The organism is Jiangella muralis (assembly GCF_001270745.1).
GTDB lineage: Bacteria > Actinomycetota > Actinomycetes > Jiangellales > Jiangellaceae > Jiangella > Jiangella muralis.
This window is the reverse complement of sequence record NZ_KQ434758.1, coordinates 33047-57286: the sequence shown is the minus strand read 5'-3', so window position 1 is coordinate 57286 and position 24240 is coordinate 33047. Positions and strand designations below refer to the sequence as shown.

Genomic DNA, 24240 nt, shown 5'->3' with positions numbered 1-24240 from the left:
CACCCACGTGCGTATCGCGAGGTTCACGACGGGGGACGACCCACGCTTCGGAGCGGTGGGACAGGACGACAGCGGAGCGACCGTCATCGCGGTCCTCGAAGGCGACCCGCTCTACCGGACGCCGCAGCTGACCGGCGAGAAGCTGGCGCTCGAGGACGTGCGGCTGCTGGCGCCGGTCATCCCGCGCAGCAAGGTCATCGGCGTCGGGCGCAACTACGCCGACCACGCCGCCGAGATGTCCAACCCGCTGCCCACGGAACCGCTGCTGTTCCTCAAGCCGAACACGTCCGTCATCGGGCCGGACGAGCCGATCGTGCTGCCGCCGCAGTCGGGCAACGTGCACCACGAGGCCGAGCTGGCCGTCGTCATCGGGCGCATCGCCAAGTCGGTGCCGCGCGACCGCGTGTCCGAGGTGATCTTCGGCTACACCTGCGGCAACGACGTCACCGCGCGCGACCTGCAGAAGACGGACAACCAGTGGGCCCGGGCCAAGGGCTTCGACACGTTCTGCCCGCTCGGCCCCTGGATCGAGACCGACCTCGACCCCGCCGACCTCGCGGTGCGCTGCCGCGTCGGCGGCGAGGAGCGGCAGGCCGGCCGCACGTCGCAGCTGATCTTCGACGTCGCGACCCTCGTCGAGTACATCAGCGCGGCGTTCACGCTGCTGCCCGGCGACGTCATCCTCACCGGCACGCCCGCCGGCGTCGGGCCGATCACGGCGGGCGACCACGTCGCCGTCACCGTCGAGGGGATCGGCGTGCTCGCCAACCCCGTCGTCGCCGCCGACTGACGGTAGCCTGCCGTCCATCCGACCTTCTGACTGAGAACTCAAGGTGATCTGCTGTGACTGACGGCTCCGGCTCGTCGGACGCTCTGGTGCTCGGTGACGTCGCGCCCGCCGACGTCCGCGTGCGCTACTCCCCGTCGCCCACCGGCAACCCGCACGTGGGGGTGATCCGCACCGCCCTCTACAACTCGGCGTTCTCGCGCCACTTCGGCGGCACGTTCGTGTTCCGCATCGAGGACACCGACGCCGCGCGCGACAGCGAGGAGTCGTACGAGGCGATGCTCGAGGCGCTGCGCTGGCTCGGGCTGCACTGGGACGAGGGGCCCGACATCGGCGGCCCGTACGCGCCGTACCGGCAGTCGCAGCGGCACGACCTCTACGCCGACGCCGCGGCGCGGCTGCTGGAGTCCGGTCACGCGTACCACTGCTACTGCACGCCGGAGGAGCTGGACGAGCGGCGCGAGGCGGCCCGTGCGGCCGGGAAGCCGAGCGGGTACGACGGCAAGTGCCGGTCGCTCTCGGCCGCCGAGCTCGCCGCGTTCGTCGACGAGGGCCGCAAGCCCGTCCTCCGGCTGCGCATGCCCGACCAGGACGTCACGTTCGTCGACCTCATCCGCGGCGAGATCACCGTCGACCGGTTCAACCTGTTCGACTACGTCATCGTCCGCGCCAACGGCCAGCCGCTCTACCCGCTGGTCAACCCGACCGACGACGCGCTGATGGGGATCACGCACGTGCTGCGCGGCGAGGACCTGCTCTCGTCGACGCCGCGCCAGCTCGTCCTGCACCAGGCGCTGCGCGACATCGGGTTCGCGTCGGGGCCGCTGCCGCGGTTCGGGCACCTGCCACTGGTCACCGGCGAGGGCAACCGCAAGCTGTCCAAGCGTGACCCCGAGTCGTCGCTGCAGCTCTACCGCGACCGCGGCTTCCTGCCCGAGGGCCTGCTCAACTACCTCGCCCTGCTCGGCTGGTCCATCGGCGACGACGTCGAGGTCTTCTCGATGGACGAGATGGCCGCCGCCTTCGACGTCACCCGGGTCAACTCCGCGTCGGCCCGGTTCGACCTCAAGAAGGCCGAGGCCATCAACGGCGTCTGGCTGCGCCGGCTGCCGTCCGATGATCTTGCCGAGCGGATGGTGCCGTACCTGCAGGCGGCGGGGGTGCTGCCCGCCGTCGTCCCGGAGTCGTCGCTGGAGCTGCTGCGCGCCGCCACTCCGCTCGTCCAGGAGCGCATGACGGTGCTCGACGAGGCGGTCGGCATGCTCGGCTTCCTGTTCGCCCCCGGCCCCGTCACCTTCGACGACGACGCCGTCGCGAAGGTCCTGACGGAGGACGCGCGGCCGGTGCTGCTCGCCGCGCGGGACCGGCTGGCATCGCTGGAGAAGTGGTCGACGGAGACGATCGAGGCGGGTCTGCGCTCGGCACTGGTCGACGGTCTGGGCCTCAAGCCGAAGCACGCCTTCGGCCCCGTCCGCGTCGCCGTCACCGGGCGCCGGGTGTCGCCGCCACTGTTCGAGTCGCTGGAACTGCTCGGCCGCGACCGCACCCTCGCCCGCCTCGATGCCGCCCTCACCCGGGTCGGCTGACCGGCCCCGGCCCGCGTCGTCGCCCGTTTCGTGGTGATGTTCCCCACGTCTCGCTGAGCTGCGGCGCGGCCGTCCAGCCGGTTTGGATCGGACCCCCTCCGACCGCTATCCTTACCGGGCGGTCGAGCGGGAAACCCGCCCGATCCAGTGGGGTATGGTGTAATTGGCAGCACGACTGATTCTGGTTCAGTTAGTCTAGGTTCGAGTCCTGGTACCCCAGCGCCCAGCACGGCCCGCGACGATCTCCAGCCGGTTTGGAGTCGGAGCAAGGCTCGGGTAAAGTTTCACCTCGCGACCTCGGTCGCAACGGCCCCGTTGTGTAGCGGCCTAGCACGCCGCCCTCTCAAGGCGGTAGCGCGGGTTCGAATCCCGTCGGGGCTACTCTGAGGAAACGGCCCCTCACCTGCTAGAACGTAGGTGAGGGGTCGTTTCTGTCTGTCCGGTCATCGACGGCTCTGGGCGGCTCTCTACGGGTGTTCTTGGCAAATACGTGGCCAAGTTTTGCGGCCGGTCCCGGCCGCTGGAGAGCATGCTCGATCATCGTGCGGTGCCGCTCGTCATCGCCGTCGATGCACTTGGCGTAGATCTTGAGCAGGACGTCCACGGAGTGCCCCGCCCAGGTTGCGACCTTGGTGGGCGGGACGCCGGAGTTGAGCCAGGTGGAGACGGCCGCGTGGCGAAGGTCGTAGGGGCGCAGCGCAACAAGCAGGCTTTTCGCGTCGGCGCCGAAGACTGCCTCGCGGGCGCGGTTCCAGACGCGGAACACGGTGAACGCGGGCAGGTGGTCGGTGCTGCGTTCACCGACGAACAGGCGTCCGTCGCGTGTGGTCCCGAAGGTATCGAGATGGTGATGCAGCAGCGCGGTGAGTTCCGGTGGCGACGGAACCTTGCGGACCTCGCCGATCCCGCGCTGTTTGAGTGGTCGCTCGTCGCGTGCTCTGCCGGTGTTTGTCCATTCGCCACCGGCGTGGGGCTTGGCCGCTTCCAGGTAGATCCAGCCCCAGCCCTGGTCGGGGAGGTCGAGATTGTCGCGGCGTAGGTCGGCGGCTTCTTCAGGGCGCATGGCTGCGTAGTACAGGCAGCCGAAGTAGGCCTCGAGCCGCGGCCCGGTGGTGCCCTGGGCGGCGACGGCGGTGAGCAGATCGCGTGCCTGGGTCGGGTTGGCAACGCTGCGCCGGTCGACCTCGGCGATGCGCTGCGCCGGCTGCTTCACGGTGGGAAGCGGATTTGCCACGAGCACCTTCCGCTCGATCGCATACTCGGCCAGGTTGTAGAGGATCTTCCGCCAGCGTGATGTGACGCTGGGCGCGCGGGCGCCGCCATCGAGGCGGACCCCGAGCCCGTCGAGAAGCTGGCGCAGCACGTCGGTGTCGGCGAGGGCGGAGGCTGGCCTGCTGTGGCTGGCCGACCAGCGCAGGGCATCGCTCACCCAAGCGGGCTGGTTCGGGTCGTCGCGGCGGTTGGTGTTGAAGGCCCACCGTTTCAGCGCCGCCCGCAGTTGGACGCCGTCGGGGATGCCGCGTTCGTTGGTGAACATCAGACATGTCGCTGCGGTGAGCGCCTCGGCGATCGTGCGGCGTGTGGTCGCCGCGCATCTGGGCCACTTGGCGTCGACGTAGTCGCAGGCGAGCTGGTACCAGGACATGGTCGCCTCCGCACGCTTCATAGACACCGGGAGGCCGGAATCGACATAGAACGCCTCACCCTTGCGGGCAGCCACCATCAGGTCAGAACGGAAGCTCTCCGCCTGTGCCGCGGTGCGGAACGGCTCTTTGACGTCACGTCCGTCGACGGCCCAGCGCACGTAGTACGTCGTGACCCGCGCACCCTTGTAGATCTTGGTCTTCCGAATCCGAACGTTGTACGTCGTCGCGCTCAAGGCTGCGGCTCCTGCCGCGAGTTCAGCCACGCATCGAGATCGCTCCGGCGGACGCGGAGCTCACCGTTGGGCAGCTTGATGCACGGCGGAGCGGTCTTCTTGGCCCGCCAGTCGTAGAAGGTCGACCTAGCGATGCCGAGCTCTGAGCAGATGTCAGCGACCTTGAGATGCTCCCTCTGACGCTGCCCTTCACGGTCTGGTGTCATCGTCGGCGATACCTCTCTGTGCACCTACAGTCGCCGGGCGTCCGAGAGGTAGGTGCGTGGGCCGCGCGTGCTGGGGTGAGAGCGCGCCGACGCTGGAGGACGAGAACCAGGTAGTGCGACCGTCGGCCCGCCCGGGCGCCTCCGGGGACGCGCCCGTCGATCTGGCCTCGCCCCTCACTGGACGCTCGGTCCCGGGCTCGTCACGGCCTGCGGCCTCGACCTGGCGCCTCAGCCGGGAAGTGTCCGGCCCTGCGCGCAGAATCACGACACCAACCAAGGGGGCACCATGCGGCAGGTCGCATGCGTCATGACCGGCTGGCTTCTACTTGCCGGCTGCGGCGGGACCGACGACGATCCGGACCAGACGGGCGACGGACCGCTCATCGAGGCCAGCACCTACTACGAGTTGACACGGGTCGGTGCATGGTCGGGCTTCGAGGCAGATCAGCTCGACGATGTTGGGAAGGCGTTGTGCTCCGACATGGAGAGCCTGTCCGAGGATGAGCAGCGGGCAGTGGTCCTGGTTTTGGGAGAAGAAGCGGACAACGAGCTCCAGGCGTTCGGCATGGCGCTGGCGATCACCGCCCGCCACTGCCCTCAGAACTTCCACCTGTGGGACGACGAGGTGGAGGAGATCATGGGCGGCGAACTCCCGTGGGAGCGCTAGGCCCCGTGGCTCGGTCCTCGTCGTCGACCGGCGGTTGGTCGATGTCGCACCCACGTCCTCGTGGAGCCGCCGCTCACTCCCGACGTGCTTGCGCACGGTGTCCTTCGCGGCGGAATGACGCAGTCGCCACGGCAACTTCTGTAGTCGCGTGAGCACTCAGCAAGACACTGCATGCGTGCAGATCAGCGCGTTGCGCGGCCGGACCGTTGCTGTTGAGCACCATCGTCATTTTGTGACTCTTCTGAGCGGCCGAGCTTGCCAAAGGGTTGGTACGCCGAAGCCCCTCGCAGGGAAATGCCGTTCGGCGCCGGGTCGGATACTCGCTGTACGTTGGTTACTCAGCAGCGTCCGGAAGCTGAACCGTCGAGACCGGCCACCCCTCACCGGTGCCGATGAGGACGCGTGCCTCGAAGTGGTCACGCAAACCTTCGACGTCGAACTTCATCGACTTCGTCTCGATCCGGACAGCGTCGGTCACCGACTCGTTGGAAAGCCACAGCACCTGACCGGTGGTGAGGAAAAAGCCGGCGGCACCTTGGCCCTCGAACGCGACGATCGGCTGTCCGGGCTCGGGTGTCTCAAGGTTCAGCACCGGCACCGGCCACGGTTCGCCGAATAGGGTCAGCTCCCCGAAGATGTCGCAGGCGACCAGCGTGAGGAGTTCGTGGACGTCGTTGAACGCGTCGGCGTACTCGCGTGCCGAACCGGTCAACGAGTCGATGACCTCGGCGGTCGTGTGGCCGCGGTACTCGGCCCGCGGCAACGCGAGACGTTCCTCGTGATCGTCTACTGCCTCTTCGGAGAGCCGCTCGGTGAGCTCGCGGCGCGCCTCCCGGAGCGCTACCTTCCCAACCTGGTCCAACCCGTCCAGCGAGTCGTGGAAACGGATCCACGCTGGCGACCCTTCGAGGGTTCTCATCAGATCCCGGGCGGCCTCATCAAGTTCTAGGGGCGCGCCAGCGTCAGCGCCAAGGAGATCGGGAACGTTTGGCGGTGCCGGTTTCTGATTCAGCCCCGCGGCGAGCTCCTCCTTGGTCCAAGTGTGGTGGATCGTCATCTCGAACGTCGTCAGCGGCGTCCCAGGAGCAAGTTGAGGTGCGCGCAGGATCGGGTACCCGGCCAGTCGAGAGCGGAGCCACGCCAACGTCATCCGGTGCGCCGCCTCGATCCGGTTTGCCATCGTCAACCACGCGTCGAGCTCGCCCTGGTCGACCGCGGGAGTCCCTTGGCTCATCAGCGGCTGGTCGAGCAGCACCGGCACGCGGCTGCCGAACATCAGGGGCTTCGCCATCATCATCCCGGCGCTCAGGTCGAGATGTTGAAGGAGCGCAGGGACGCCGGTCGCTCTGTCGCCACGGTTCTCCAATCCCTGGGTGCGGGGCATGGTGGCGGCAAAGTCCTTCACCAGCGGCGTCTCTGACCACGCGTCGGCCAGTCGCCACACGGCCTTCCATAGGTCCGGTGACGTCGAGTGCTCCAAGCTCATGCTGGTTCTCTCCAGAAAGTTGGTGGCCGGGTCATAGCCAGTGGTTGCGGGTCAGCTTCACGATCGCGCTACGGACCTCCTTCGCGGCCGCGCGTTCGGGCGACGTGGAGACTCGCGACTCGACGTCTCCCCACGCCGTGAAGTCGCCCTCTTCGTGGGTCCGGTCGGGTGCGGGGGAGTCGTCCGGTGAGGGCACGAGGTGCGTGTCCGGTGTGTGTCGGAACCTGATCGGCCACCCGTCAGGCCCGAATTCTCGCCGTTCGCGTTCGTAGACGACGCCGGTCATTCCCAACGGGCCGATGGTCTGGGCCAGCCGTTCGGCGGCGACCGGGGATGCGACCTCGGCGAGGATGAAGTCGGCCGCGGCGACCACCTTGTCCGTGTGCGCCGTCAGCTGATCGCACGCTTCCTGCCTTGACCGCGGCGTGCGGGGCCGCAGGTCGCTGCTGCGACGGAGCCGCTGGTTCAGCACCAGTCGCCACAACCGGGTTGCGACAGCGACGGGACCGTCTCCCGGTTCGGCTACGACGGTCGCGCCGGCGAACAGGTCCGGTGCGTCCTCGGGGTCGACCCAACTACTGGTGCCGGTGCCGACCTGGGCGAGCGGGGTGCCGTCCTGACGCCGCCACATGGTCACCCCCACGGCTGCCGAGTCCGGAAGCACATCATTGAGGATCCTCGCCAAGAACTCAGGGGTGTCGTCGGTGATCGTGTTGTGGTCGGACTCGCTCAACCGGACCAGCGTGAACGGAAGGTGCTCGGCGACCGCCAGAACCTCGGCGTCAGTGAGCATCAGCATCTGTGCCGAGAGCAGGACCCGGTTCTCGTCGTTCTCGACCAGCGCGGCCGGAAGCTTCACCAGGCCGTCTGCGTGGGCACGTGCGGCGAAGTAGTCCGCGAACGAGTCGTGGACCGGACCCTTCAGCGTCGTCGTCCCGATACCGGTCACAATCGCGTTGACCAGGCCGCTGCGCGCGACCGCTTCACGGATCTGCGCGACCTCGGTTGCGATGCCGTGCTCCTGGAGTAGGGCGGCAGCCTCGCTGAACAGTCGCTCCCACTCCAATGGGTTCGCGTACCGCTTGCCCTGGTCGAGAAGCCTCGCGAAAACCACGCCCAGCATCGCCGAAGCGATCCGAACGTCACCGGCATTCGTTCGGGCGGCCATCCGCTCGACACTGCCCCCGTAGACCGATGCCCTGTCGGTGAACGGCACCCCGTCTGCCACGAGGTCCAACGCCAACCGCAGCAGCATAGGATTCCCCGCCGCGTCGCCGAGCGCGTGCTCGACCTGGGCCAACGCGGTGGCGCACTCGCGGTCGAACTCATCCGCCGGCACCTCACCCGGCCCATCGGGCGCACTGTGCTCGCCGGGCTGTGCTGGCGTGGCGGCAGCGTCGGGGGCCGGTGTTGCTTCCGTTTCGGCGGTTCGGCAGAGGGCCTTTGCGGTCAGCTCGGTGCGCTGTTCGCGACCGAACGCTTGCGGGAACAGCCGGCCGGCGGCGACCGAGGTCGGGTACACGCTCGCGCACACGGTCTCGTCGCGACCGACCAGCACGACCCGGGCACCGTGGCCGCCGGCCAGGTGGGTCCGCAGCTCCTCAGCGAGCACACCACGCAGGTGCGGCGGCACCTCGGAGACGCCGTCGAGAACCAGGGTCGTGCTGGCGTCGGCCAACGTCTGTCGCCCCACGACTCGGGGCAGGTCACGCCCGACCAAGTCACCGACAGCGTCCGCGACGAGACGATCGAGCCGGCCGGCGATGTACGCCTCCACGTGACACACGACTACTGATCGGCCGCCGGCTGCGGCGTTGTGGCGCCACAGGCGCGACAACGTCGACTTCCCGGATCCGGTCCGGCCTGCAAGCACGAGCGGCGTGGACATGCCGTCGAGGTCCTCGATGCGCAGCTCCTCGCTCTGCCAACCGGCTCGAAGCGTCGGGGTGACTTCGTCACTGACGTCAAGAGCGGCAGCAGCGGCCTGGTACTCGCCACCCAGGGCGCTCTCCCAACGGTCGGTGGCGGGCAGGTGACTCGCCGCGCCGAGGACCGCAACGATCTCTTCACGGCTGATGAACCGGTCGTCCGGGTCGCTCATCCCTGACCGGGTGGAGATCAGCCGGAACAGTTCGTTGACCCGGTCGACGGACTCCTTCTCGGCGTCCGGGTGCCGCGACCCGATGCTCAACCGAGCCCTGACCTCGACCTCGGCTGAGAGCAGCAGCGCTTCGACAGAACCGGGTTCTGAGACGACGCGTACACGGGCCGCGATCTTGCACATCGGGTCGGTGTCGGCGACGCCGAGCAATCCGGCGATCAGTCCAAGGTCGCCGCGGCGAGCAGCATCCAAAGCGGCGACGACGACGTGACCGGAAGCGGCCAGCTCGCCGTCGGTCAAGAAGTCGAACGCAGCGTTACTGCTGGCCGTGAGATCAGCCCAACGTCGAAAGATCTTCAGCAGCTCGCCCTTCGCCCACGTGTAGGGCGCGACGCGGGACTTCATCTGAGCTCCGCGCACGACTACGGGCGAACCACCCAAAGGACTGGGACCGAGCACCTCAAGGTCCAGGACGTCCTCGGTGCCCTCGACCCGGATCCCCACCGGGGTCGGGTCGGCCGCAACATCGAGCGCGACGAGCAGGGCATGACAGTGCTGGTAGTTGATGCCCCTGACGGTGTCGACGCCACTCACACGCAGAATCCTCTCGCACGACGCCGACACCTCGCACGAGCCCACCTGCGTTGGGGCGTTCTTTGAGGCAGCAGAATTCGCGTGCGGCCGGGGCGCCGACCAGAGCGACTTTGGCTTGTCGGCCGCCCTTCTCGGGGGGTAGGGCCGATCTTGTTCCTCGACTCGTTAGCCTGCCGCTTTCATGGCGGGCTAACCGGAGGAGTTGTGAGTGCAGTCGGCCGCCAGCGGAGCACCGTTGTGGCTTTGGAGGTCTCCACCAGCACCGTTTGTAGGTCAGTGCTGACACCACCCGGACCAGGAGGGCACCCTAGTGTTGGTGGGAGTTGACACCACCCTGGCGGGCGCGCAAGCGGAGCGAGTCCGAGCAGATTGAGCGGAGGTGGGCGTATGTCGGCGACGAAGCTCCTGGTACTCGGTATCGTGCACCTCTCCGGCGGCGCGCATGGCTACCAGGTGCGGTCCGAACTGCAGAGCTGGGGTGCGGAGATTTGGGCCAAGATCAAGCCCGGCTCGATTTATCACGCGCTGAAGAAGGCGGCGGCTGATGGCCTCCTCACCGAACACGCCGAGCCGGGCAACTCCGGGCCGGAGCGCGTTTTGTACCGCGCGACAGCTCGGGGACGTGACGAGATAGTCGAACTGGTCCGCGACGGTCTGCGGCGCACCCATGACCCCACCATGCTCGACGCGTCCATCGCCATGTTGCCCATGCTGACCAGGACAGATGCCATCGCGCACGTTAACGAGCGGGTCGCGCGCCTGGAAGCGGAGCTCGTAGGGCAGGCCAAGGGGTGGGAGAACCCGAACCCCGACATTCCCGAACACGTCCGCGATCAGGCCGAACTGTGGGCGGGACACGCACGCACCGAACTGGAGTGGGCGAAGAGCCTGAGCAAACGACTGTCTGAGGGCGCCTACACCATGGCCGATGATCCGGGTTCGTGGCGAACGGTCCACGATCCCCTCAAGATGCGCTTCTAATCAACCTTGACTAGACGTTTCCTCCTCGTGCACTCTGGCCAAGTAGTCAAACTTGACTAGCTCAACCAATCCGTTCGCAACACCGAGAGAAGGAATCGAACCCATGGGAAAGCTCGCGATCGAGACGAGAGGGTTGAAGAAGAGCTTCGGCAAGACCCACGCGGTCGCCGGTGTGGATCTGGCCGTGAGCGCCGGGGGCGTGTACGGCGTGCTCGGTCCGAACGGGGCGGGCAAGACCACCGCGATCCGCATGCTGGCCACGCTCCTGCGCCCCGACGCCGGAGAGGCGCAAGTGCTCGGCTACGACGTCGTGCGTGACGCCCGGGCGGTGCGGAGCAGGGTGGGCCTTACCGGGCAGTTCGCGTCGGTCGACGAGGACCTCACCGGGGTGGAGAACCTGTTGCTGCTCGCCAGGCTGCTCGGCTACTCACGCCGCCGAGGCAGGGAGCGGGCGGCCGACCTGCTCGACGCGTTCGGTCTTGCCGAGGCGGCTGACCGGCAGGTGAAGAAGTACTCCGGCGGGATGCGCCGGCGCATCGACATCGCGGCGAGCCTGGTCGTCACCCCCGAACTGATCTTCCTCGACGAGCCCACGACCGGGCTCGACCCGCGCAGCAGGAACCAGGTCTGGGAGATCGTCAGGGGCATGGTCGCCGAGGGCACCACCGTGTTGCTGACCACGCAGTACCTCGACGAGGCCGACCAGCTGGCCGACCGGATAACGGTGATCGACCACGGGAAGGTGGTCGCCGAGGGCTCGAGCGGCCAGCTCAAGGCATCGGTCGGCGCCGGCTCGCTGCACGTACGGCTACGTGCGCCCGAGCAGCGGGCCGAGGCAGAGCGGGTCCTCGCCGGCGTCCTCGAGGTGCAGGTCGAGCCGTCCGCCGACCCGGCCGCGCTGTCCGCGCGCATCTCCGACCCCGAGCGGGTCGCCCGTTCCCTGGCCGAGCTGTCCCGCAGCGGCATCGACGTCACCGAGTTCGCGCTCGGTCAGCCGAGCCTGGACGAGGTGTTCCTCGCCCTGACCGGACACGCCGCCGAGGAGACACCCGAGGAGGATGCCGCATGAATGCCATGTCCGCGGAGCAGGCGTCGGCGCCGGTCACCAAGGACGCGCTGCGCAGTGTGCTGTTGGCCGGCGAGCGGCCGTCTCGCCCCGGTCCGGTGCTCACCTCGTTGACATTCGGCTGGCGCGCTTTGCTGAAGATCAAACACGTCCCGGAGCAGCTCGTCGACGTGACCATGTTCCCGATCATGTTCACGCTGATGTTCACCTACCTGTTCGGTGGCGCGCTCGCCGGGTCGACTCAGGAGTACCTGCAGTTCCTGCTGCCCGGCATCCTGGTGCAGGCGAACGTCATGATCACCATGAACACTGGCATTACGCTGAACACCGACATCCAGAAGGGGGTGTTCGACAGGTTCAGGTCACTTCCGGTGTGGCGACCGTCGCCGCTGGTCGGCGCTCTGCTCGGCGATGTGATGCGCTACTCGATCGGGTCGGCGATCGTGATCACGCTCGGCCTGGTCCTAGGGTTCCGGCCGGAGGGTGGCGCCGTCGGGGTGGTGCTCTCGGTGGTGCTGCTGCTGGTGTTCTCGTTCTGCCTGTGGCTGTGGACGATGCTCAGCCTGATCCTGCGCACGCCGAACTCGGTGGCGGGGGTCAGCATGATGGTGATGTTCCCGCTGACGTTCGTGAGCAACATCTTCGTGGATCCGAAGACGATGCCCGGGTGGATGCAGGCGGTCATCGAGGTCAACCCGATCACCCACCTGGCGACCGTGGTACGCGGCCTGATGCACGGCTCGGTGCCCGCCGGGGAAATCGGCTGGGTGCTCGTCTCGTCAGTACTTCTCGTCGCGGTGTTCGGTCCCATCGCCATGGTCCTCTACCGCAACAAGAAGTAGATGCCGCTACCGCGAGCACTTGGTCGACATCAACTCCGACAACCCGGCCCACTCGGCCAACTCCATCACCGGTACCAGGCCCGGACACGACAAGGAGAGACGCATGAGCACCATCCCCAAGAACAACTCGGAAACCGTTGCGCACACGCCCGGGCGGGCGAGCAGCATCGGCGTCTGGATTCTGCAAGTCGTCCTGGCGGCGATAATCGCCGGCGGCGGAATCTCGAAGCTCGCCGGCGACCCGGTCATGGTGGACATGTTCGCCGACATCGGGGCTGGCCAGTGGCTCCGGTACCTGGTCGGAGCGCTGGAGGTCGCGGGAGGGGTTGGACTTCTGATCCCGGCTCTGGCGGGCCTGGCCAGTCTCGGGTTGGCGGCATTGCTGACCGGTGCTGTCATCACCGATCAGTTCGTGCTCGAGCAGAGCCCTTGGCTGCCGCTCGCCTGTCTCGTCGTGGCGGCCGTGATCGCAAGGGCGCGTTGGTCGCGCACCGAGGCCGTCGTCGGCACGCTGCCCAGGCGCTGAGACAAACCTCTCGAACGGAGATGTGAGATGAACGAGATGGCCTTTCGCGTGACATCAAACGATGGCACCGCCATCGCCTACGACCGGAAGGGAACCGGCCCGGCTGTCGTCCTGGTAGGCGGCGGACTGGACGACGGAGCCGAGAACGCTCCCTTGGTACCTGCTCTCGCCGAGCACTTCACGGTTTACAACTATGCCCGTCGGGGACGCGGCGCGAGCGGCTTCACCGAGCCCTACGCCGTGGAAAGGGAGATCGAGGACCTGGATGCGTTGATCGCGGAGGCGGGCGGCTCGGCACACCTGTTCGGGGCGTCCTCTGGTGGCGCGCTGGCGCTGGAAGCCGCCGCGGCCGGGTCAGCCATCGACACGATCGCCGTGTGGGAGGTGCCCTACGTGGTCGGGGACGACATACGCCCTCGATTCGAGGAGTACATCGCGGACACCCGACGCGCCTTCGACGCCGGGCGAGACGAGGAGGTTCTCGAACTGTTCATGCGCGTGACCGGCGCCTCCGACGACAACATCGCGGCCAGGAAAGCGGCAGGCAAGCAGACGGCGCATTGGGCGGATTCGGTCGCCCTCGCGCCCACGCTGGTCCACGACAGCGTCTTCCTCAACCGCTACCAATTGCCGGCCGATCGACTGGCAACGGTCACCCAACCGGTCCTGGTCACCACCGGAGGACCGATCACGGTCCCCTACATGGCAGGCCTGCCCTCGGACTTCTTCGACCGCGCGGCCGACGAGCTCGCAGACCTACTACCCCACGCTCAACGGGAGACCCTCGAGGGGCCGGATCACGTCGTCGACCCACAGACCGTCGGCCCGCTGTTGCTACGGTTCTTCAGCAGCGAACGCTGAGGGGCCCGCGAGGTGCTGCAGGAAGACCGATTAGGCACCGCGCAAGCAGATCTTCGTCGCGCCAGGGACACGGGGCGGACGGGTGGTGTCGAGGTTGATGTCGTCGGCGGCATCACAGGCCTGATCCTGGGCGTGCTCGTCACCACGCAAGGCCGGGCCGTCGTACTGACCTGGGCTTCAGTGGGACTCGACCTGGCCTACTCGCTGCTCATCGGCTCCGTCGTCGGTCGTACCCCGCACTCCGGGCCGACTCAGTACCGCCCACCGAAGCCCTGCGCAGCACATGACCAGGCACCTCGGTAGGGCCAGTTCGGCCGCCGCGGCGCACAGTTCCTCCAGCCGTCTGGTGTCCGAACGCAGTTGTAACGGCCGGACGGCGCTCAGCGCGAGCGGGATCGCGTGGTGGCTTCGCGTGGCCGCGGCCTGTGCGGCCGCGGCCACGAGCGACTCGGTCTCGTCGTTCAGCCAGGCCAGCGCCGCGCCGGGGTCGTCCAGAGGCGACGCGGGCAGGTCGGGGTCGGCCCACGCCTGGTTGACCGCGGCCACCGCCTGCTGGGCCGTCGCGGCCAGGAACGTCCAGGCACGGTCGAGGGCGGCGGCGACCTCGTCACTCGGCTCATCGCGTCCGGCCACCTCACGGGCGTAATCGCGGACGAGGTCGTGCATGCGGTACCGCCCGGGTACCGGGCTCTGCAGCAGCTGGGCGTCGAGCAGCCGGGTCAGCGCCGCCGCTGCGTCGGTGTCGTTCAAATCGAGCAGACGCGTGGCGACGGAGGCCGCGAGATCGGTGCCGTCGGGTAGGGCGAGCAGACGGAAGGCGCGCGCCGCCCGCGCGTCGTCTGGGTCCCGGCTGTCGCCGAGCGCGAGGTAGCTGAGGTCGAAGCAGGCGCGGACGCTGCGGTCGGCGTGTCCGAGCTGATCCAGCCGCCGGGTCTGGTCGGCCAGCCGCTCGACGAAGACCCGTAGCGGCCAGCTGGGCACGGCGGCGATGCGCGCGCTGAGGATGCGCAGGGCCAGCGGAAGCCGGCCGCAGAGCTCGGCCAGGTCGCGGGTCGCGGCGGGATCGCGGACGAAGCGCCCGGTCCGGTCGAGGCGGGCCAGCAACTCACCCGCCGCGCGGGACGGCAGGACGTCGAGGCGCACGTGCGTGGCGTCGTCGAGGGCGGTCAGAGGGCTGCGGCTGGTGAGGAGGACGGCGCTCCCGGCGCCGGCGGGGATCAGCGGGCGCACCTGCTCGGCGTCACTGGCGTTGTCGACGACGACGAGCAGGCGGCGGCGCTGCGTGACGGCCCGGAACCGGGCGGCCGCCTCGTCGAGGTCGGCCGGTACCTCCGGCGGCGGCACGCCGAGAGCGCGCAGGAACCGGCCCAGCACCTCCGGCGGCCGCGTCGGCCCGGCCTCGGCCGAACCCCCGCGCAGGTCCACGTAGAGCTGACCGCCGGGGAACCGGTCGGCCGCGGCGCGCGCCGCCTGCAGCGCGAGCGCCGACTTGCCGACACCGCCGGGCCCGTAGATCGCGGCCACGCCCACCGCCGTTCCCCCGCCGCCCGCGAGGATCGCGTCGTCGACCATCCGCTGCTCCGCGGCCCGGCCCACGAAGGTCGACGCGCTGCGTGGCAGCTGGTGCGGAACGGCCGCCGCCGCCGGGGCCGGGACCGCGGCGGACGGCTCGTCCGCCTCGAGCGTCGGATCGTTCCGCTGGATCCGTTCGTGCAGGCGCTGCAGGCCGGGGCCGGGCTCGCCGCCGACGGACGCCGCGAACCGCTCGAGGGTGCGCGCGTAGGTGTCGATCGCCTCGGCCCGCCGCCCGGCTCGCGCCAGCGCACGCAGGTGGGCCGCCACGAGCGGCTCGGCGAGTGGATGCTGCTCGACCCAGCCGCCGATGTCGTCCAGCAGCTCGACGTGCCGGCCGCGGGCCAGCTCGATCCGGGCCAGCTCGGTGAGCGCCTCGGAGCGTTGCTGCGCCAGCCGCTGCCGCGTCCGCCGCGCCCAGTCGCCGGTCAGCCCGGCCAGCGCGGTGCCGCGCCAGAGACGCTCGGCCCGGCGCAACAGGTCGCAGGCGGCGCCCGGCTCGCTCTCCGCCCGCGCCCTCGCCTGCTCCAGCAGGCGGCGCCAACGGGCGACGTCGACGTGCTCCGCGCCGATGTGCAGCGTGTAGCCGCCGTGCTCGCGCACGATGCCGGCGGGAGCGAGGACGCGGCGCAGGCGCGCCACGTAGCTGTAGAGCGCGGCGCGGGCGCGGGCGGGCGGGTCGTCGCTCCACACCCGGTCGACCAGCACGTCGAACGGCAGCGGCCGCCCCGGCGCCACCGCGAGCGCGGCGAGCACCAGACGTTGCTTGGCCGTACCCGGGTCGACCGCGGTCGCGCCGTCGATGACCTCCACGGGCCCGAGCAGCCGGATCTGCACGGCGTCCTCCCGCACGTCGGCTTGGTGAGCTGAACATCCCACCACACTCTCTGCCGAGTGGCGACGTCATTTCCGGTCGCAAGGGTTCGTGCAGGCGGCCGACGACCGCGGCCGGTCGGGCTCCGTCCCGCTAGTAGGTGTTGTCGAAGCAGGTGACGTCTCCGGTGAAGCCCCGGTAGTAGTGCGGCCAGTCCATGTTGCGCTGGGTCTGCGGGCCGTAGACGCCGTCGACGGAGATATTTCCTGCGTAGTTCTCGTTGCGCTGGATGCGTCGCACCGCTGCCGCCGTCGCCGAGCCGTAGTACCCGTCCTCGGTGATCGCGGGCCAGCCCAGCCAGGGCTGCTTGCGGACGTAGCAGTAGTTGTAGGCGTACTGGACCCACGCAACGCCGGAGTTGCGCATGCCCTCCCTGAGATAGCAATTCGTGTTCCAGCTGCCGCTTGACGTGGTCGGGTATCGCGCCCACCAGTCCCCGCCCCGGATCCCGGCCCAGTAGGTCGTCCCCTTGCAGGGCCCGATCGACGCGGGGGCCGTCGTCGGCGCCGTCGCCTGTGCTGTGTCCGGCGCTGACCCATGGCCGACCAGGGCCGCGGCCACGAGGGCGAAGGCCGTCAGGATCGTTCTGGCTCGCATTTGGGTGTCCTCTCGTGTCGACTGCGTCGCGGCGAGGATCCACGGCCGACCTTGAGGAAACCTTGCGACGCCGGCTCGTCGCTGGCCGGGCCGCCGCCGGCGCCGAGCCGGACGGTGACCGTGTTCGGTCTATCGTCGGGTGCGAGAACAGCGGGTCCCGGGGGAGGAGCCGCGCGACTCGAGGGGAGTGCGAGATGACTCCGGCGCAGGAAGCGGCACGGAAGCTGCCCGTGGCCCCGGCGGGTGAGGGCAGGCTGACCGGGGAGGGGCGGTTGATCGTGATCGGCGGGATCGCTGTGCTCCTGGTCGTCCCGGTCGTGCTTGCGGGCTTCCTGCTGACTCTGCCGTGGGGTTGGGCGATGGTGCTCGCGGCGATCCTGCTGTGCCTCGGAGCGCGGTGGGCGTGGGGCCGGATCGCGCCGGGTCAGGTCGGGGCGGTCATCGTCGCGGATCCTGACGGCGTGGTCCGGGTGCTCGCAGGCATCGGGCGTGTCGCGGTGCACCGGAAGATGTTCGCGTCTGGGCGTGCGCGTGGGGTGTTCAGTGGCAGTCTGAGAGCGCTTGCCCTGGTGGGTGCGCTGCTGGTCGTGGCCGTCGTCGTTGCGTTGACGGTGTTCGACCCGTCGCACGCATGGGTGCCGTTCGCCGTTGGGTTCCTCGCGGTGATGATCGCCTGCGTCCTCGTGCCGACGATGCCCGTACTCAGGGCCGTCCGGGCCCGGGCCGCGGGATGTCGGGTCCTCGCCCCGGAGGTGCTGTTGCCGCTGCTCGACTTGTACGCGAGACGGCATGGTGACGCCGCGGTGTCCGCGGGGGTGCCGGCCGATCGGTTGTTGGCGGTGGCTCAGGGCGCGAGCGTCGAGGAGGCCGACGTGCTGGCGCGCCAGGTCGGGGGTCTGCAGATCCTGCGCAGTGTTGCGGAATGAGATGAGCATTGGACAGGTGCGTGCGCCCGGCAGGACGGCGTGGATCGTGGTGGCGGTGGTCTGCGGCCTGTTCGCGGTGCTCGTCGTTCTGTTCGTCGCACGGGCCCTCGGTCTGTGGGGCTCAGCCGCTGACGACGGGAAGCCCGTCGTGATCGACGACGGCAACCTCGACGTCGCGCTGCACGTGCCGGTCGCCCTGCGGATCGACACCGCGATCGTCGACACCTCACCCAAGGACGAGGACTGCCGCATACTGCGCTACGAGCTCGGTGAAGAGCTCACGCTCGAGTCGTTCTCGCCGGGCTGCGAGAGCGAGGACTCGCCGTCGATGCCACGCAACGGCCGCCACGGCGAGTATCGCAGCATCGACGACGTGGCGGAGCCGAGCGACCCGGCCACGGTGCGGACCGGGGTCGGCGAGGCCGTGGTCTTCGAGCAGCGCTACGAGGAGCACACCAACTTCAGCCGGCACTGGGACGAGGCGGTGGCGATCGTCGATCTCGACGATCCCGCGGACCCCGACTTCCAGATGCTCGTCGTGCGCAGCGACAAGGGCGCGCTGTCCCGGGACGAATTGACGGAGATCGTCACCGGGCTGACGTCCGGCGGATGCGAGATCGACCCCACCTGCAGCACCCCGGTGACCCTGGCCGCTGTCGGTCAGGGCTGCCAGCTGCCGGATATGGCGACGAGCCCGGCCTCGCCGTGTGGGTTGTAGCGGGCGACCACACCGAGTTCGAGATCGTCGAGCTGCATTGGTACACGGTCGGCGCGTACCCACTCGGTGCCGGTCGCGGCTTCGGCGTCGGCCTCGAAAGGTGCGACGGTCTCGGTGGGCTGTCCGAGCTGTTCGAGCACGGACATGAGGAGTTCCGCGGTCTCGTCGAGCGGTTTCGTGGCGGTTTTCACGTCGATGGTGACCGTTTCGTCGGTCGCGTCTCCGGTCGTGCGGAACGCGAGGTACCGGGCTGACATGCGCAGCTCGACCCCGTCGGGCAGCTGGAGCAGGATCGGTCGCTCGGGCCGTGTCTCGAAGACCGCCGTCTCGTCGCCGGCGATCCCGACATCCTCGGGTGCCGGCGTGGAGCGGAGGTCCCAGATCTCGGTGCCTTCGGACTCGGTGGCCGCCGGCGGCAGCGCGGTCTCCTCGTCACCCCGGGTGATCGAGACGGCGTCGCAACCGCTCGACGGCAGCACCAGCGTGAGCAGAGCGATACCGACGATCGCTGTGCGGGGCACCCGGATCATGGGCACACCACCCCGGCGTCTTCGGCGGGCGGGATCTCGAGGTCCTGGATCATCCTCTGACCAGTCTGCCACCCGATCCGCGTGCCCGCACGACGGCAAGGCCGCCGGACGACGGCGGGGCCGGGTCCCGGGCCTCCGTCGTGCTGTCCGGGGTCTTTCCTGCCGAGTGACCCGCGATGTCGTGCTGCCGGTCTCCGACCAGGGCGGGAAGTACCTCGACAGGGACTTCGCGATGGCGGTGCGTTGAATCGCAGCGTCAGCCGGGTCGGCTCGGATGTCCGTCCGCGAGCCGTACCTGGCGGCTGAGGGACTCGGGGCGCGGGACTGTTCTACGGCCTCCTGCCCGCCCCGCCGTTCGTCATAGAAGCGTCATGGACGCGGGGACGGGATCGGCAGGTTCGGCGACGTCCACATCGTCATCCAGCACGGCGGCTCACACCTCCGGCCGCTGCTGAACCCCCCAGTCAGCGCAGCGAGGACTCGCGGACGGTCAGTTGCGGGTGGAACGCAACGCGTTCGTGCCGGTGACCGTCGGCCGCGGTGATCTCGGCGAGCACCAGTTCCGTGGCACGGTAGCCCAGGCCGTACTTCGGCTGGCCGACCGAGGTGAGCGGGATGGTGGCTTCGGCGGCGAGGTCAATGTCGTCGTATCCGGCGATGGCGATGTCGCCGGGCACCGAGAGGCCGGCCTGGGTCAGCCGCCGGGTGACGCCCACGGCAAGGAGGTCGTTGGTGCAGAAGACCGCGTCGGGCCGCCGCGAGCCCTTGAGCAGCTGGTCGGCCGCCTCGATGCCGCCCTTGATGGTCATGGCCGGCTGCTGCACCTCGGTCAGCGCGTCGGCGGGCAGTCCGGCGGCCTTGATCGCCTGGCGGGCACCGAGCCGGCGGTCGGCGCACGGGCGCAGCGAGACCGGCCCGTTGACCAGCGCGATGCGCCGGGCGCCGAGCCCGAGCAGATGCTCGGTGGCGAGCCGGCCACCCTGGACGTCGTCGACCGCCACCGAGCAATAGTCGGTGGTCTTGACCGACCGGTGCACGCAGACGACCTTGGAGCCGCGGTCGCGCAGGTCGGCCAGCCGTGCCGGGATCGCTTCCACGGGATTGATGACGACGCCGGCCACCCGGTGCTCCTCGAGCACGTCGAGGTAGCGGTCCTCCTTGGCCGGGTCCTGATCGCTGTTGCACAACACCACGGCGACGTTGCTCTCGCCGGCGGCGTCGACGGCGCCGCGCGCGACCTCGGCGAAGAACGGGTTCGTGATGTCGGGGACGACGAGGCCGATCATGCGGCTGCGCCCGGAGCGCAGGTCGGCCGCACCCCGGTTCGGCACGAAGCCGAGCCGCTCGATGGCGGCGAGCACCCGCTCGCGGGTCCGCTCGGCCACCACATCGGGCTTGTTGAGCACGTTCGACACCGTCCCGATCGAGACGCCCGCGAGCTGGGCGACCTCGCGGATCCCGGTCGGCGGGCGGCCGCGACTCTGCTTCGTCATTGAACCGGATCAACCCCCTGCGATCGGTGGCGCGGAACACATCATGCCATGCCGTGGGCAGCGCTAAACACTCCAGCGACCTGCACTCATTGCCGGGCGAATGGCGCCGGCGCCCGCCGCCAGGGTATTGACGGGCCGGAAACGGGGCGCTAGTTTCGCCGAAATATGAAACGGTTTAATCGCAGCCGCGATGCCGTTCTCCCGACGCTGGACCCTGACAGGAGAGTTGCCATGACGCTCCGCAAGGCAGGTCGTTCCACCATCGCCGCGCTGCTGGTGCTGACGGCGGCGGCCGCCGCTCCGCCGGCCGGCGCGGCCCCGCCCGACCCCGCGGGCGGCACGGACGCCGCGGGATGGTCCGTGGCCGCCGACGACGCCGCCGAGACGGTGACCATGTGCGGTGACCGGTACTGCGCGGAGCTCGACGTCGACGGCGCGGCGGCGGTACGCAGCCTGGAGGTCGACGGGCACGAGGTGCTCGACGGCGCACGCGGCCTGTACTCGTCCGTCACTACCGCGGCCGGCGAGGTCACGTCGCTCGACCTCGGCGCCGACCCCGCCGTCGAGGTGTCCGGCGACACCGTCGAGGTGCGGTTCGCCACCTCGGTGGCCGACGAGGTCTGGACGTTCCGGGCCGGCGCCGACGAACTCGACTACACGCTGCGCCGCACCTACCGCGCCGACGCCTCCCTCACCGAGCAGGGGACACCGGCGGTCAGCTTCGCCGAGGACGCGTTCGAGCAGCTGCGCTGGCCCGGCGACGGCGGCAACTTCCCCCTGGGCGGCGACCTGGTGGACACCTACCAGGAGAGCTGGCTGGCCGGGGGCGACCGGGTCGACCCGAACATCCGCACGTCGAAGGAGCAGGTGGGCTACGACCTGCTCAACCCCTCGACCGGCATCGCGCTCAGCGTCGACGGCACCACCAGCAACGACGGCGTCGACTCCGGCCGCGCGACGGAGCTGTGGCGCTCGCGCGAGGACTCCGGCGCGGTGCTGAACCTGGCGGTGCTGACGTCGGCCTCCGGGCTGCGCTACGCCGGCCCGAACCCGCTCGGGTACGGCTACCAGACCACGAAGAACGGCACCCCCGTGTTCGCGCCGGTCGCGGTCACAGCCGGGCAGACCGACGAGGTCACGCTGCGGGTGGCGGCCGCCGACGTCGACGACTTCTACGACCTCGGCGAGCTGCGCGGGGTGAACGAGCAGGCGCTCAGCGCGGCGATCAACGACTACGCGCGCTGGATGATGCAGGACGCCGACAAGGGCGCGTCGACGGAGCAGCCGCAATTGCAGTCCGAGGTGCCGCCACTGGAGATGCACTGGATCGCCCAGCTGCTGCAGTTGTTTCCGGAGCCGAACGCGATCGCCGCGTTCGAGGCCGGTCTCGAGGACATCCGCGACCACCTGATCGAGCCGTCCGGCCGGGTCATCTGCTGCTACCCGGGCTTCGGCTCGACGTGGGGCCACGACTACGGCGACCAGGTGCCCGGCTTCGCCCTCGGCGTCGCCATGGCCTACGAGCTGTCCGGCGACGACGAGTGGCTCGCCGGAATGCAGGGCGGCGTCGACCGAGCCATCGACCACCTGATCACCAACTGGACCGACCCGGAGACGCGCTTCGTCCGCAACGTGAACCCTGAGCTGAGCGAGGCCGACTACGACAACGACTACTGGGAGAGCTCGACCGGCGAGTTCAACGGCTACACGACCGCCCTGCTCTACGACGCGCTCACCCGGTGGAGCGCGTTGGAGCGCGACGTGCTCGGCGACCAGGAACGGGCCGGAGAGCTGGCGGAGCTGGCCGCGACCATCAAGGAGCACTACAACCGCGAGGTCGCCGACGGCGGGTTCTGGTCAGGCGACACCCAGACGTTCCTGTACGGCACCGGCAACCAGGACGCGTTGTACCTGCCGGTCAACGCCGCGGTGCTGAAGACCGACCTGGCCGGCCTCGACCGCCGCCGGGCGATCGTCGCGGCCGTCGAGGAGCAGAACGCCACCCACAACTACGACCTGCACCCCATGAACGTCCGCGACCTCTACGTCGAGGGCGCCACGGCGCGCACGGCTGGCAAGGGCGGCGAGAACGGCGGCTGGTACGGGGCGCCCGACGGCGACTACTACGCCGGACTGCCGCTGCTGGGCGACCCGCAGGTGCTGCAGACCGCCGCCGCGAGCTTCCTGCTGCGCTACCAGGCCGACGGCTTCCACGGCGCCACGGCGTGGGACCGCGACAAGCCGTTGAGCGAGACGGCGTCAGGCGTCTGGTTCCCGACGACCGTCATGCCGGCGTGGGGGCTCTACCACTACGGCTACGGCTTCCAGCCCGAATACGACCGGCTGGTGCTGGCGCCGTACGTCACGGACGCCATGAGTGGGTCGGCTGTCGACTACACCTGGCGGGGGGTGCCGCTGACCGTGACCTACGACGACCCGGTGTCGTTCCGGGTCTCGCTACGCGGCACGCTGCCGACCCCGCTGACCGTGCGCTGGCTGAACCAGGAGCCGGGCGCGGAGTACCGGGTCGCGCTCGGTCCGGACCGGCCGCAGACGATCACCGCCGGCCCCGACGGCACCGTCGAGGCGGAGGTACCCGCCGGCACCCGCGGCCCATTGTGGGCGCGCTGCCTGACCTGCGAGCTCCCGCCGACGGCCGACACCGGCGACGGCGAGCCGGCGCTGCGCGACTACGACCCGGGCGACGCCGCGACCCGCTCGGACAGTTACGAGCAGGTGGGCATGAGGATTGCCGTCGGCCCGCGCCCGGTGGAGGTCACCAGCCTGGGCCGGTTCAAGGCCGACGGGAACTCCGACGTGCACCGGGTCAAGATCGTCGACGTCGAGGGCGCGGTCGTCGCGTCCGCCGCCGTCGACATGACCCGCGACGCCGACCGGGACGGCTTCGTCACCGCGGCCCTGTCCGAACCGGTCACCCTGCAACCCGGCCTGTACTACGTGGTCAGCAGCGAGACCCGTGGCGGCGACGCCTGGTACGACGCGGGCGGGACGGTCGAGGCCGGCCCCGGCATCACGGTGCTGGGCGCGGTGTCGGGCCGGCAGTTCGAGGTCGCGGCCGAGGGCTCCACGTCCTACGGCCCGGTGACGTTCGGCTACCGCGAGGTCGGCGAGCCGCAGCCGTGGCTGCAGACACTGGTGGAGCCGCGCACCGTCCGGGCGCGGTCCGGCGAGGAGCTCACGTTCGACGTGACGGTGTGGGGCCAGGCCGGCGCGCCACTGGCCGGCGAGCTGACCGCCGAGCTGCCCGACGGCTGGACCGCTGAGCCGCAGCCGTTCGAGGCGCCCACCAACGGCGCACCCGCGTCGGTGACGGTGCCGGTGACCGTGCAGGTGCCGCCGGACGCGCCGACCGGCGACGCGCGGCTGACCTTCACCGCCACGGGGCCGGACGGCCTGAGCTCGGCCCGCACGGCCACCGTCTCCGTCGCGAACCTCCTGTTCGACTTCGACGACGGCACCACCCAGGGCTGGCAGGGTGGCCCGGGTGTGGGCGGCGTCAGGGCGGTGCCTGCCATGGCCAACGGCCCGGGCGTGCCGTACGCGGGTACGCATCTGCTGGAGTTCGACGGCGGCCCCATGGTCGACGCCGATCCGCGGACGATCTCCGTCGAGCCGGAGCAGCCGCTGGACCTGTCCCACGCGTCCACCTTCTACGCGCACGTGAACAGCTACGGCGCGTGGCCACTGTCGCCGGACAGTTACGAGGTGACGATCACGCTGCACAGCGGCGAGGAGAGCATCTCGGCGACGTCGGAGTACGAGGCCAACGTCTGGAACACGGCCGCGGTCGACGTCTCGTCGTGGGAGCACCGCGACGCCGTCACCCGCATCGACGTGACTTACGTCGTCAACGTCGCGGGGGAGTACCGCCTCTTCTTCGACCTGGACTCGGTCGGGTACGACACGTGACCCACCGCGAGACCCGAG

19 protein-coding genes and 2 tRNA genes are annotated in these 24240 nt (G+C 69.7%); 13 read left to right on the top strand and 8 right to left on the bottom strand.

Annotation, left to right across the window (positions count from 1 at the left end; genetic code table 11):
- The first annotated feature begins 7 nt into the window (after nt 1–7).
- The 4 genes from ACW62_RS15205 (at nt 8) to ACW62_RS15190 (ending at nt 2754) form a co-directional block, all read left to right on the top strand.
- A complete protein-coding gene (locus tag ACW62_RS15205) occupies nt 8–790 on the top strand; it encodes a fumarylacetoacetate hydrolase family protein (RefSeq protein WP_053204968.1) in 783 nt (260 codons plus the stop codon).
- A gap of 53 nt (nt 791–843) precedes the next feature.
- The gene (gene gltX / locus ACW62_RS15200) at nt 844–2373 is read left to right on the top strand and encodes a glutamate--tRNA ligase (protein ID WP_083459791.1); all 1530 of its coding nucleotides are present in this window, start codon (nt 844–846) and stop codon (nt 2371–2373) included.
- 148 nt (nt 2374–2521) lie between these two features.
- Nucleotides 2522–2593: transfer RNA gene (locus tag ACW62_RS15195), tRNA-Gln, on the top strand.
- A gap of 88 nt (nt 2594–2681) precedes the next feature.
- Nucleotides 2682–2754, top strand: a tRNA-Glu gene (locus tag ACW62_RS15190).
- 25 nt (nt 2755–2779) lie between these two features.
- On the opposite strand, the gene ACW62_RS15185 is transcribed toward ACW62_RS15190, so the two are convergent.
- The gene (locus ACW62_RS15185; RefSeq protein WP_083459790.1) at nt 2780–4252 is read right to left on the bottom strand and encodes a tyrosine-type recombinase/integrase; all 1473 of its coding nucleotides are present in this window, start codon (nt 4250–4252) and stop codon (nt 2780–2782) included.
- The gene (locus tag ACW62_RS36530) at nt 4249–4458 is read right to left on the bottom strand and encodes a helix-turn-helix transcriptional regulator (protein ID WP_083459789.1); all 210 of its coding nucleotides are present in this window, start codon (nt 4456–4458) and stop codon (nt 4249–4251) included. The genes ACW62_RS15185 and ACW62_RS36530 overlap by 4 nt, the downstream gene beginning before the upstream one ends.
- A 286-nt stretch (nt 4459–4744) precedes the next feature.
- Between ACW62_RS36530 and ACW62_RS15180 the strand changes: the two genes are divergently transcribed.
- Nucleotides 4745–5125 carry a hypothetical protein gene (locus tag ACW62_RS15180; RefSeq protein WP_053204967.1) on the top strand — a complete coding sequence of 127 codons (381 nt, stop codon included), beginning with the start codon at nt 4745–4747 and terminating at the stop codon, nt 5123–5125.
- Nucleotides 5126–5459: 334 nt separating this feature from the next.
- Here ACW62_RS15180 and ACW62_RS15175 read toward each other — a convergent pair whose 3' ends face one another.
- Together ACW62_RS15175 and ACW62_RS15170 are read right to left on the bottom strand one after the other, a co-directional pair.
- On the bottom strand, nt 5460–6611 hold the full coding sequence (locus tag ACW62_RS15175; RefSeq protein WP_053204966.1) for a hypothetical protein: 1152 nt from the start codon (nt 6609–6611) through the stop codon (nt 5460–5462).
- A gap of 31 nt (nt 6612–6642) precedes the next feature.
- Nucleotides 6643–9306, bottom strand: a complete 2664-nt coding sequence (locus ACW62_RS15170; protein ID WP_053204965.1) for an NACHT domain-containing protein — start codon at nt 9304–9306, stop codon at nt 6643–6645.
- A gap of 387 nt (nt 9307–9693) precedes the next feature.
- Between ACW62_RS15170 and ACW62_RS15165 the strand changes: the two genes are divergently transcribed.
- From ACW62_RS15165 to ACW62_RS15145, 5 genes are all read left to right on the top strand, one after another.
- On the top strand, nt 9694–10287 hold the full coding sequence (locus ACW62_RS15165; RefSeq protein WP_053204964.1) for a PadR family transcriptional regulator: 594 nt from the start codon (nt 9694–9696) through the stop codon (nt 10285–10287).
- 103 nt (nt 10288–10390) lie between these two features.
- Entirely contained in the window at nt 10391–11356 is a 966-nt protein-coding gene (locus tag ACW62_RS15160; protein WP_053204963.1) for an ATP-binding cassette domain-containing protein, read from the top strand.
- Entirely contained in the window at nt 11353–12195 is an 843-nt protein-coding gene (locus ACW62_RS15155) for an ABC transporter permease (RefSeq protein WP_053204962.1), read from the top strand. The genes ACW62_RS15160 and ACW62_RS15155 overlap by 4 nt, the downstream gene beginning before the upstream one ends.
- Nucleotides 12196–12298: 103 nt before the next feature.
- The gene (locus tag ACW62_RS15150) at nt 12299–12721 is read left to right on the top strand and encodes a DoxX family protein (protein ID WP_053204961.1); all 423 of its coding nucleotides are present in this window, start codon (nt 12299–12301) and stop codon (nt 12719–12721) included.
- Between the two features lie 27 nt (nt 12722–12748).
- Nucleotides 12749–13582 (top strand): alpha/beta fold hydrolase, encoded by an 834-nt coding sequence (locus ACW62_RS15145; RefSeq protein WP_053204960.1) that lies wholly within the window; start codon nt 12749–12751, stop codon nt 13580–13582.
- 177 nt (nt 13583–13759) lie between these two features.
- Here the strand turns inward: ACW62_RS15145 and ACW62_RS15140 are convergent, their stop codons facing one another.
- A complete protein-coding gene (locus tag ACW62_RS15140) occupies nt 13760–16006 on the bottom strand; it encodes an AfsR/SARP family transcriptional regulator (protein ID WP_053204959.1) in 2247 nt (748 codons plus the stop codon).
- Nucleotides 16007–16121: 115 nt separating this feature from the next.
- Nucleotides 16122–16394, bottom strand: a complete 273-nt coding sequence (locus tag ACW62_RS34750; protein ID WP_053204958.1) for a peptidoglycan-binding domain-containing protein — start codon at nt 16392–16394, stop codon at nt 16122–16124.
- A 425-nt stretch (nt 16395–16819) separates the two neighbouring features.
- Between ACW62_RS34750 and ACW62_RS15130 the strand changes: the two genes are divergently transcribed.
- Nucleotides 16820–17551 carry a hypothetical protein gene (locus tag ACW62_RS15130; protein WP_157574777.1) on the top strand — a complete coding sequence of 244 codons (732 nt, stop codon included), beginning with the start codon at nt 16820–16822 and terminating at the stop codon, nt 17549–17551.
- Between the two features lies 1 nt (nt 17552).
- On the top strand, nt 17553–18269 hold the full coding sequence (locus ACW62_RS15125) for a hypothetical protein (RefSeq protein ID WP_157574776.1): 717 nt from the start codon (nt 17553–17555) through the stop codon (nt 18267–18269).
- On the opposite strand, the gene ACW62_RS15120 is transcribed toward ACW62_RS15125, so the two are convergent.
- Both ACW62_RS15120 and ACW62_RS15115 read right to left on the bottom strand, forming a co-directional pair.
- Nucleotides 18212–18799 (bottom strand): hypothetical protein, encoded by a 588-nt coding sequence (locus ACW62_RS15120; protein WP_053204955.1) that lies wholly within the window; start codon nt 18797–18799, stop codon nt 18212–18214. The two genes, ACW62_RS15125 and ACW62_RS15120, sit on opposite strands and share 58 nt — an antisense overlap.
- A gap of 464 nt (nt 18800–19263) precedes the next feature.
- Complete coding sequence (locus ACW62_RS15115; RefSeq protein WP_053204954.1) at nt 19264–20292, bottom strand: LacI family DNA-binding transcriptional regulator; 1029 nt, start codon at nt 20290–20292, stop codon at nt 19264–19266.
- 231 nt (nt 20293–20523) lie between these two features.
- On the opposite strand from ACW62_RS15115, the gene ACW62_RS15110 reads away from it, so the two are divergent.
- Nucleotides 20524–24222 (top strand): DUF4082 domain-containing protein, encoded by a 3699-nt coding sequence (locus tag ACW62_RS15110; RefSeq protein WP_053204953.1) that lies wholly within the window; start codon nt 20524–20526, stop codon nt 24220–24222.
- Nucleotides 24223–24240: the final 18 nt, after the last annotated feature.